At 41.8% G+C, this 639-nt stretch carries 3 protein-coding genes; all 3 read left to right on the forward strand.

The genetic code is table 11. The features are described 5' to 3' along the window. The first annotated feature begins 27 nt into the window (after positions 1-27). Positions 28-150 (forward strand): hypothetical protein, encoded by a 123-nt coding sequence (locus SST62_RS0109550; protein WP_105111769.1) that lies wholly within the window; start codon positions 28-30, stop codon positions 148-150. 51 nt (positions 151-201) lie between these two features. After that, positions 202-408, forward strand: a complete 207-nt coding sequence (locus SST62_RS0109555; RefSeq protein ID WP_002941576.1) for a hypothetical protein — start codon at positions 202-204, stop codon at positions 406-408. Further along, positions 362-639, forward strand: a 278-nt coding sequence (locus tag SST62_RS1000000112425) for an IS66 family transposase zinc-finger binding domain-containing protein (RefSeq protein WP_194283592.1), incomplete at its 3' end; no start/stop codon positions are given. The genes SST62_RS0109555 and SST62_RS1000000112425, both read left to right, overlap by 47 nt.

Below are 639 nucleotides of genomic sequence, written 5' to 3' on the forward strand. Positions count from 1 at the left end.
TTGTATAAACGATTTGAGAACGGAAAATTGACCTGGCCAAACAATGAAGAAGAGGTCAAGGCTCTAACTTCCGAGCAGGTGGACTGGCTCATGAAAGGATTTTCGATCAATCCAAAAATAAATGTTTCAAAAAGTCGTGATTTCTATTGAAATCATGGCTTTTCTTTGTGTATAATGAGATAAAAAGAAGGAGGTAAGTCCATGGAGTCACAAGATAAGGTGATTGAAAGTCTAACAAAAACCATTGAAATCATGACCAACGAGTTGAGCCTCCTTCGTGAACAGATTGAGTATCTGAGACAGAAACTCTACGGAAAATCATCAGAGAAGGTTGTGTATCAACCCGGTCAGCTGAGCTTGTTTGGGGAGGAAATTCTCCCTGAAGAAGAAGCTGACTTACCCAGTTGAAACGGAGACCATCACCTATAAACGCAAGAAAGCCAAGGGAGCTCGTCAGGCTATTTTTAGTCAGTTCACTCCAGAGATTATTCATCATGAATTGCAGGGCGAAGATTGCACTTGTCCAGACTGTCATGGACAGTTGAAAGAGATTGGTTCTACTGTTCAACGGCAAGAGTTGGTCTTCATTCCCGCACAATTAAAGCGGATTGACCATGTTCAGCACGCATACAAGTGTCA

The sequence above is a fragment of the Streptococcus suis YS56 genome, from assembly GCF_000440115.1.
GTDB lineage: Bacteria > Bacillota > Bacilli > Lactobacillales > Streptococcaceae > Streptococcus > Streptococcus suis_L.

Excerpts from the sequence above, each read along its gene's own strand:
- SST62_RS0109555 (WP_002941576.1), top strand. The coding sequence starts at position 202 with ATGGAGTCACAAGATAAGGTGATTGAAAGTCTAACAAAAACCATTGAA.